The organism is Pseudomonadota bacterium (genome assembly GCA_026388255.1).
GTDB lineage: Bacteria > Desulfobacterota > Syntrophorhabdia > Syntrophorhabdales > Syntrophorhabdaceae > JAPLKB01.
The window spans coordinates 1-8,766 of sequence record JAPLKC010000135.1; the positions used below are offsets into that span (position 1 = coordinate 1).

Below are 8,766 nucleotides of genomic sequence, written 5' to 3' on the forward strand. Positions count from 1 at the left end.
CTCCCTTGCCGTTTTCTTTATACTCCCTTAGGATCTCCTGGACCTTTTTCGGAGTCAGGAGCCCGTATGTCTCACTATTAATCATAATAACCGGTGAAAGGGAGCAACAGCCAAGGCAGGCAACCTTCTGCAACGTAAAAAGACCGTCTTCTGTTGTCTCATCATTAGTTATTTGCAACTCATTCTCAAGAGTCCTGATAATAGCGGTGGAGGAATTCACGTGACATGCAGTCCCGTCACAAACCTTGATAATGTTTTTTCCCTGTGGTTTTAACCGGAACTGGGCATAAAATGTGATTACTCCGTAAATGTCGGCCGAAGGTATGCCCACTATCTCGCTTATGTAATCAATCGCCGATTCAGGTATATACCCGTATGTTTCCTGAGCAGATTGAAGAAGCGGGATAAGTGCCCCCAATTCGCCCTGATACTTCCATAACTCAATCTTGAAATTGGAGAACTGGCTTGCGCCATATTCTTCTTGTTTCACGGTTTCATTCTGCGGCATATCTAATCTCCCTCTTTTATGTATTCTCTCCTGCATTTTTGCATGGGTTCAGCGACATGGAATCTGAAGCCCTTAATAGCTAAACCCCGGTGTCCCGCGGAGAGGGCCGGGATCACCAGGGTCAAGTAACACTGATAAGATTTCTATCAGATATTACGTCTCAAAGAGCGTTATTATAGGCCATTCTTTAATCCGCAACACACCGTCAAGTGATTTGAATTTATTCTTTATAGTATTGCCGATCTCGCTGAAACTGGTGCCTTTCATCAGCAGGATCATATCATATTTTCCCCTTGTGTAGTCACAATTAACGACTTGATCATTGAAATAAAGAGCCGGGTAGATGGCCTCGAGCTTCTCTTTCTCGATTTCTAAGGTCACATAAGAGGATGCCCTGATCCGGGCTGTCTGGTTTGTATCAACCTCACTTTCACCTTTATCGCGGCCTAATGCCTTGTCAACTGATCCGATTATCGAATGTACATTCTCCCCGAATATCGGAGCCTCCACGGTGAGAAGCGATACATCTGCCACGCCTGCAATGGTCTTGATCTGATTTTCCGTTATATCATCAATTGCGTCCATGGTTTCGGCCTGTAACAGGAGGACCAGATCATAATCTCCCCTGATGGCATCGCAGTAAAGGACATTTTCATGAAAGTAGAGCTGGCGGTAAACCTTCATCAAATTCGCAGAGGCATCAAGGGTAACCATTGCGTAGGCTGTCATAAACTGAGCTGTAGACGGGCGCTCTGTTGGGACTGGCCTTGCAACCTCGGCTGCCTCGGCTTCCTGAGGTATTGTCTCGATAGCTTCAGCCAGGTCTTCCATGGTGAAGGGTTTTTCCAGATAAGCAGCTACATGCTGTGTCTTTACTGCATCGGCGATTGTTTGAGTCCCATATCCTGTGATAACAATTACAGGGAGCTGGGGATAATTGAACTTGATCACCTTCAGGAGTTTCAACCCATCAATATCAGGGAGCCTGACATCAATAATTGCGCAATCGAGGGGAACCTTCCTCTTCTTCAGATTCTCCAGCGTTTGTAATGCCTTCATTCCATTCTCGCACGGTTCGGTATGATACCCTTTCTGCATTAATCCCATCGACACATGTCTTCTCAAAGATGCTTCGTCGTCGATCAACAATACGTTTCTTTCCATTGTATGTTCTCCTTTCTTTATTATATTCAGGTTATCTTCCATGTTACTATCTATTAAAGCAATAAATGTGCCATTATTCACATACCTTATATTGCAATAGGTTAGACTATAACTGGTATTGCAGACCTTTTAGACTCTGATAAATAAATTGATATATTTTTCAATAAATCAAGTATTAGCAAGTAGTTAGCCGCTGTTAATTTTAATTACAGTTATCACTTGTCTTTTTGAACTTCATAAACCTATTATTGTCAAAGGGTTATCGGTGTTAAATTAATTAACGTATTGATTGTGTACAGTGAAATACAACAATATTTATGAAGCTGCCAGGGGCTCTTCCAGTCCCCTTACTCCAGAACCACTGCTTCTACACAGAACATTTCTACAGACTTTGCAAGAATTTTATCAACAGTCACTATGATTAATCCTTCTGTAGATGCGATAGCAAGATGCAGGGCGTCAAGTGTCCTTAATGCAGTATTGAAAAGACCTACACTAGAGAGTTTTTGAGCAACCCTCATCGTATGCCGGAACAACAAACCGGCAACAGGCGTCTTTCGATAATCCGGCAGAACCAGCGTTTGGCCGGATTCATAGAGTCCTTTGTGCGGCGCTGAACGGTATAGCGCCGTGTAACCCACGATTCTGTTATCCGGTGTTCTGGCAAGAAGAGGAATATATTCACCGTTTTGAAAGGCTGTCACAAGCTGTTCAGGGTTATAGACTATCTTGATCGGGTACCCGTCTCCATACACCTCTTTGAAAAGCTCTACCACACCTGCAGCATCACCCGGCTCAAACAGGTCTATTTTATAACCACCTTCACTCATTCCTTACCTCTGCAAGCTTTTTTACGCATAACACAAAAATCAGCCTGAGCCCGCGCAGCGGGCGATTGGCTCCAACGTCTGGATACTATTCAAGGCCTCCTCGAGAAGTGATAAAATGATTTTGCAAGGAACCAAATTTTACCCTTACAGGAGGAAGCCTTATGAACTTTTACAAAGGTCAACACAAATTTTACTGCGGTATCGATCTTCATGCAAGAAAAATGTATCTCTGTATCCTCGATGAGAAAGGAGAGATTAAACTGCACCGGAACATGGACACCAACAAAGAAATCTTTCTCAAAGCAATTGAACCCTATAGGGAAGATATTGTTGTTGCTGTTGAATGTATGTTTGCCTGGTACTGGATTGCTGATCTGTGTCAGAAAGAAGGTATATCCTTCGTATTAGGTCATGCCCTTTACATGAAGGCAATCCATGGTGGCAAGGCAAAGAACGACAAGATTGATTCGCAGAAGATAGCTGTTCTCTTAAGAGGCGGAATGATTCCTCAATCCTATGTCTACCCCGAGAAGATGAGAGCAACAAGAGATCTTATGAGAAGAAGAAATCATCTGATGAGGAAGAGAGCCGAGCTTTTAGCTCATATACAGAATACCAACAGCCAATACAACCTCGATGAGACCTTCGGATGTATTGCGGTACCCAGTAAAAGAGGAGACATCGTGGGCAGCTTTGGCAATCCTGCTGTTCAAAAGAGCATGGAGGCTGATCTTAAAGTCATTACCGTTTATGACGCCACTCTTCATGATCTGGAAAAGACTATTCTGAGGCTGGCTCAATACCATGACCCCGTATCTTATGCTTTGCTTGATTCTATTTATGGGATAGGGAAAATAGGTGCCCTCACCATACTCTATGAGATAGAAGATATAAAGAGATTCCCGCGGGTCCAGGATTTTGTCTCCTATGCACGATTGGTCAAGTGTTCCCATGAATCTAATGGAAAGAAGTACGGCAATGGAGGAAGCAAGATCGGCAATGCTCATCTCAAGTGGGCATTCTCTGAAGCAGCAGCCCTTTTTCTCAGAGGGAATGAACCGGCAAAGAAATGGTTTGAGAAGTTAACCAAAAAGCACGGCAAGGGAAAGGCATTATCTATTCTTGCCCATAAGCTGGGTAGAGCAGTTTACTTTATACTGAAAAACAAGGAGGCATTCGACATGCAGAAGTTCTTAAGATAAACGGAGGGAAGCGGAGAGCCAGACGCCTAACTGGAACACCAATGGGTACGAACACGTAACGTTATCTCTATAAGGGACAAGAGCACCCATGTGCATGGAACACTATTGAGATGCTATGACGATAATGCCCGGTAGCCTACACGCTTGGATTAGAGATCCGCTTCCGCTCCTTAGATTTTATAGACTTATTACAAAGGTTCTGCCCCTCGCCCGAACCTGGAACTAACTGGGGATGTAACCATAACCCCTTCCTTTGATGAGGACGGTATGAGGGTACGATATATTTTCTAGGTCGTAAAGGATTGACCTTTACAGTCCTGTGTTATGCGGGGTAAACCTCGATAGGTGTTTGGTGCAGAAACTTTGCGCCGATAATGAAACAAAGACGGAACCGTTGGCAATAGGTCAGATGGTCGGTCATGGAGAGTGCGAAAAAAAAGTAAAGATTTTTCGTTCAGGGAGAGAATTATCTATTGACACGGGGAGGCCTTATAAGGGTTGGGCCTTATAAGGGTTATACGCTTCATTTGTCACACAATCGATCATATTGGTATAGAACCTCTGAAGTCATGTCCGAAAGAGATGCGAAGTCTGTCAGGCCGGAGTCTCGAAAAACACAGGAGACCGCGGCGCTCAGGTGGTCCCAATACACGGCCAGTTCATGAACACTGCTCCTCCGCATGGCTTCTCTGCATAGAAAACCCACAAATCCAGGCTCTGGACTTAGAACCAATACTGTCTTGCCGGTACTCCTCAGGAGTTCCCTGAAAAACTCAAATGTTTCAATATCATCGAATGTATCATGCTGTGAGGACTTCCCGAACGAATACCCTATGATCACAAAGTATCGGCCAGCATAGAACAGCGGTCGGGCCGCCAAATAAGCAGCGCGTGAAGTTATGGTGATAGGTTCAGGTTGTGGCAGCAATACACCTGGTATCTGAGGAGCGGCAAAGCCAAACTCCAATAAGGCATCAATTACCTCGTCCCACCTGGGACTACGAACCAGTGCCGGAGGTATTCTTCCGTGTGGCTCCAGCACATAATGTCCAAGACAATACCGTCTTGCAAGCCCATCCACATTCATATTGAAAAACGTAGACGGTTTTGCAGCTCGCAAGAACAGGCCGTATTGATCGGCCAAGGGTGCGTTTTGGGGTGGGGACAGTTGCTGCAGAACCATAGCATGGACGGCTGACGGGAATAAGTACCTCAACAATGCGGCAGTGATTTGATCGGTACCCTCTGTGGGATCGCCAATCACCCGCTCAAAAACGGGATCAGGCTCCACACGTTCAACAGGGTACATTCCAAAAGAGCGATATCGCGTGACTACTGTTTTTTTCAATTCGCGTGTTAGTGGAACCATGCCTGCGGACGCGCCTGCACCAAGCAAATAGAACGTGTGCATCATTCCAAGAGCTTGAAAAAGAAGACGAAGTTGTATATGACGTTTGTCAGTTCTCATGCGTATAAAGCAAAGCTAAGGGATGCGGCGGATTTTCCGCGTCCCTCTCAAACTACTGGTTATGCGAGCCGGAAGGCGTGACTTCACGGGGTTTCTCGCTCACCCTTCTTAACTTCGGTTTCGAGCGCTTGATCCGTAAAGAATACGTTAATTGTTTTGCCAGACAAGCCGATATCAAGGCGCGTGCGGCCGTCATCCCAAATGTATCCAGAACCTGTATCTTTCGTGGGTTTGCCGTACTTTGCGAGATACGGAGACGTGACACCCTTCCAGCCAATCTTCTTCACACTCGATTCGTTGTAATGGAACCCGATTTGATAAACGACGTTGTAAGTGGTGCGAACATCAGCCGATGTTGCGTCATCAGGAAGCTGCTTTATACCTGACTGAATATGGAAAAACCTTTTTTTCAATGCTTTGTTCTGTCGCGATACAGCCTCCCCCGCTTCCGGTTTGCCATATTTTGTGAGTAATGCCGCAAGGGGATCTATGTCTTCTTTGATTGTGAAAAGCTGCCCAACTTGCTCCGGTGTCATTCCAAGTTCCAAGCCAGCAATGCCACGTGGCACATGGGTTGCGGAAGAATGCAGTTCTCTATTGCCAGTAGCTACCAGAGCCAGCATAAGAAAAACCCATAACAAAAACGGATAAAGTATATTGTGTGTTGTTTTTCTCATATCAATCCTCCAGTTGTAATGAAATCAGCCGCGGCTGAAAGACGTCGGCTGGATTGCCTTGTTGGGATTCATTCTTTTTGCTTTCCGAGACAAACCAATCGGATTCGCTACCCGTCTCAATGTTTCAGGCATACACCCTCCCACATCAACAAATATCAGACAGAAGGATATATTTCAAAATGGACCTCCTTTATAAGGGCAACAAGATGATGCCGTTTCGGAGAATTGTCGGGATTCCTCACAACATCATGAATGGTTTGTACCCGGATGTTCCTGCCTTCCATCGGGAGTAATCGAGAAAAGATATAACAAGGCAGAATGATATCAACCCGCACAATTATCGTGTCTTCGAGCTCAAACAGCGGCTTGCCATCTTCATCATGCTCGCCCCAACCCAAAGGCTTCTCATTTCCATCGTAATAAATACCGCCGATATACTGCTTTTCATCGGTGCTCAGATCTACATCTATCTCCTGTTTCTCAGTAAACTTAACATTTATGAGCACCCATGTTTTCTTCCCGAAATTGTTCTTGAAACGTGCATCACAGCCGTCGAGATTCCCATGCCTTAATTCAATAAGGCTTCCCTCTAACTCCATCGATGTATCGGAAAATGGTGCCCCATTATAAAAACCAGTGCTAAATTTAGATGTTACTATCTTTACTACTGCTTCAAAACCCCCGAGGGACATAATCCAGCCTCCATCTGTTTTGCTTACCACTCTGCTTGATTGGATCTCTTCCCGTGAGTGGTAAGCTATGTCATATCTTTTCCCCAACGCCTTGTTAGGGCTTCAGTTTATCTTCTATTGCGTTGATGCAGCCCCTCACAACGATATCTCCCAAATCAATAAGGGTCAAATATACATTCACATCGGGATCGACATTGACAATCGGGGTGCGCCCGTCGGAAAAGAAGAAAGTCCAATACTTACCTTCATGAACAACGTCACAACGTAGATCGTAAAGCAAATCAACTACTTTTCCGAGGTTTAGCCCAACCATTGGCGTTGCGTTATAATCAAGAAAGCTTGCTTCGAGCTTTTCCTTGTCGGGCTGTGACAGAAACTGGTTGAAGAATCTTCTAACATACTTTCTGGACTGACCTTCATCCGCAAAACTATCGTGAAGCTTTGATATGTGTTCCACGCAAATCATAAGAAAGAGGAGTGGAAGAGATTCTCTCCTCGGCCGCAATATAGGGATATCGTCGGCAATTGACACGAGGCGTTGGGTTTGATGCATCATGATTTTTGCTTTATGATTAGAGTGAGAGGGTGTTAACAACTCACACCTGTTTACGAAATGCTCCGCCGCATGTGAATCAATAAAATGTGGTTCGAAGAAACTAACCCACTCATTCATCGCATTATTTTCCCTCATTATCTCTGGCCACAACATTTAATATACCAATATACTTTTTCCTTAAAACTCATATCATACTAAAGACAAATAACCCTCAAAAGGTTGCTTTTTTGAAGATAAATTAACTTGATTAATAGTATTTGTTGATATTACCTGATATTTACCAGGTTGGGATAATATAGGTCTCTCTACAAATGACCAAAGCAATTCAGGATATACCATTTGGATTTTATTGATCCGCTGTCTCATGCAAACCCTTTAACTGAAATGATAATGTGTTTACATGGTGTTGGTCCCCCATCCCAGCCTTTTGATATTATTACCACAATCTAATTGCTTTTCAAGGAAATAATTATATTATAGTGAACAGTCGTTAGTGAACAGTGAATAGTTAAAAACCCATTCACTACCTTTTTCTTACTTCACAGTTTGATCCGCTTCATAAGTCCTCTTATCTTTTCTACTGTTCACTGTTCACTATTCACTATTCACTGTTTCTCTCACACTTGTGGTGGTCTTTTCTTGCCGTATGGGATGTTAGGCATCTGTTGTTGTACAAAATCACAGAAAACCTGTAGTTCATAAAGATATTTTTCAACATCTTCCCTTTTATACGTTCCAAGGCCTTTCTCAAAGACTGTCTTCATGGATGTAAGGCCTTTAACCTGTCTTTTAACGGATACGGGTTTTGTGTTGGCAGGGTCAGGTTTGACCTTTTTATATGCGGTGAGCATTCTTTCCAGAGCAATATAAGTAACCGGCGTCTTCAAAATATCGGTAAATATCGTCATAAGATCGGGGCAATCAAGGTTAGCGGCAAAGAGGTACCCCTGTGAAACAGGGAGATTTCCTGACCTGATTTCAGCCTGAACATCAGGAGGAAGTTTTAAAAGTGAAATTGTGCGAGACAGCGTCCGTATTGACTTTCCAACTATTTCAGCGATGACAGACAATGTGTCTGTAACTTCCGGCGATACAGAATCTGGCTTGAGGTCGTAGTTCGCCAGCTCGTTCATCACCCCGTCTACATCGTACCCCTTATCAGTATGTTTTGCCTGAATATATGCCAATATGCCTTTTGCCTGATCGATGGGATTCAAGTCTTCTCTCTGAAGGTTCTCAGTCAACTGATAAGCCAGTATCTCATCCTTCTGGGTAATCGTATTGACGATACGTACCGGGATAGATTCCGATCCAAGCTTTTGTACGGCCAGATAACGGCGTTCCCCGCAGAGAAGCAGATATTTGCCGTCTTTAGGAGTTACAAGGACAGGTTCTAATACGCCCCGGTCTTTAATTGACTCCATGAGAGACTTAAAAGATTCCCCCTCCGTATCTATTCCTGAGCGAATCTGTTCTTCCACAATAATGCTTTCCAGAGACAGGTACATAAATTCCGGACTTTCAACTGTTTTCTTTGTTGCCATCTTATCCCCCTTTATTTATTTGTTGGTTTTGTTAAAACCTATACCCCTTTCTTTCTCTGCGCACTCTGCGAGAGATAAAGCTTTAAAATCTTTTATCCTCACGCCCACTCCCTGCGGTCGTTCGA

The 8,766-nt window shown here is 44.0% G+C and carries 9 protein-coding genes; 1 reads left to right on the top strand and 8 read right to left on the bottom strand.

From position 1 onward, the window contains the following. From nuoE to NT178_18725, 3 genes are all read right to left on the bottom strand, one after another. Window positions 1-508, bottom strand: a 508-nt coding sequence (gene nuoE, locus NT178_18715; GenBank protein MCX5814551.1) for an NADH-quinone oxidoreductase subunit NuoE, incomplete at its 3' end; no start/stop codon positions are given. Between the two features lie 153 nt (window positions 509-661). After that, the gene (locus NT178_18720) at window positions 662-1,672 is read right to left on the bottom strand and encodes a response regulator (GenBank protein ID MCX5814552.1); all 1,011 of its coding nucleotides are present in this window, start codon (window positions 1,670-1,672) and stop codon (window positions 662-664) included. Window positions 1,673-2,019: 347 nt separating this feature from the next. Further along, window positions 2,020-2,502, bottom strand: coding sequence for a hypothetical protein (locus NT178_18725; GenBank protein ID MCX5814553.1), 483 nt, complete (start codon window positions 2,500-2,502; stop codon window positions 2,020-2,022). Between the two features lie 161 nt (window positions 2,503-2,663). Between NT178_18725 and NT178_18730 the strand changes: the two genes are divergently transcribed. Beyond that, entirely contained in the window at window positions 2,664-3,704 is a 1,041-nt protein-coding gene (locus NT178_18730) for an IS110 family transposase (protein MCX5814554.1), read from the top strand. A 523-nt stretch (window positions 3,705-4,227) separates the two neighbouring features. Here NT178_18730 and NT178_18735 read toward each other — a convergent pair. From NT178_18735 to NT178_18755, 5 genes are all read right to left on the bottom strand, one after another. Then, window positions 4,228-5,118, bottom strand: coding sequence for a hypothetical protein (locus NT178_18735; GenBank protein MCX5814555.1), 891 nt, complete (start codon window positions 5,116-5,118; stop codon window positions 4,228-4,230). A gap of 137 nt (window positions 5,119-5,255) precedes the next feature. Then, window positions 5,256-5,849 carry a hypothetical protein gene (locus NT178_18740; protein MCX5814556.1) on the bottom strand — a complete coding sequence of 198 codons (594 nt, stop codon included), beginning with the start codon at window positions 5,847-5,849 and terminating at the stop codon, window positions 5,256-5,258. 155 nt (window positions 5,850-6,004) lie between these two features. Then, window positions 6,005-6,628, bottom strand: a complete 624-nt coding sequence (locus NT178_18745) for a hypothetical protein (GenBank protein ID MCX5814557.1) — start codon at window positions 6,626-6,628, stop codon at window positions 6,005-6,007. Between the two features lie 7 nt (window positions 6,629-6,635). Further along, entirely contained in the window at window positions 6,636-7,232 is a 597-nt protein-coding gene (locus tag NT178_18750; GenBank protein MCX5814558.1) for a hypothetical protein, read from the bottom strand. Between the two features lie 482 nt (window positions 7,233-7,714). Further along, complete coding sequence (locus NT178_18755) at window positions 7,715-8,641, bottom strand: ParB/RepB/Spo0J family partition protein (GenBank protein MCX5814559.1); 927 nt, start codon at window positions 8,639-8,641, stop codon at window positions 7,715-7,717. Window positions 8,642-8,766 lie beyond the last annotated feature (125 nt).

Excerpts from the sequence above, each read along its gene's own strand:
- NT178_18750 (MCX5814558.1), bottom strand. The coding sequence starts at position 7,232 with ATGAGGGAAAATAATGCGATGAATGAGTGGGTTAGTTTCTTCGAACCA.
- NT178_18730 (MCX5814554.1), top strand. The coding sequence starts at position 2,664 with ATGAACTTTTACAAAGGTCAACACAAATTTTACTGCGGTATCGATCTT.
- NT178_18735 (MCX5814555.1), bottom strand. The coding sequence starts at position 5,118 with ATGATGCACACGTTCTATTTGCTTGGTGCAGGCGCGTCCGCAGGCATG.
- NT178_18755 (MCX5814559.1), bottom strand. The coding sequence starts at position 8,641 with ATGGCAACAAAGAAAACAGTTGAAAGTCCGGAATTTATGTACCTGTCT.
- NT178_18740 (MCX5814556.1), bottom strand. The coding sequence starts at position 5,849 with ATGAGAAAAACAACACACAATATACTTTATCCGTTTTTGTTATGGGTT.
- NT178_18725 (MCX5814553.1), bottom strand. The coding sequence starts at position 2,502 with ATGAGTGAAGGTGGTTATAAAATAGACCTGTTTGAGCCGGGTGATGCT.
- NT178_18720 (MCX5814552.1), bottom strand. The coding sequence starts at position 1,672 with ATGGAAAGAAACGTATTGTTGATCGACGACGAAGCATCTTTGAGAAGA.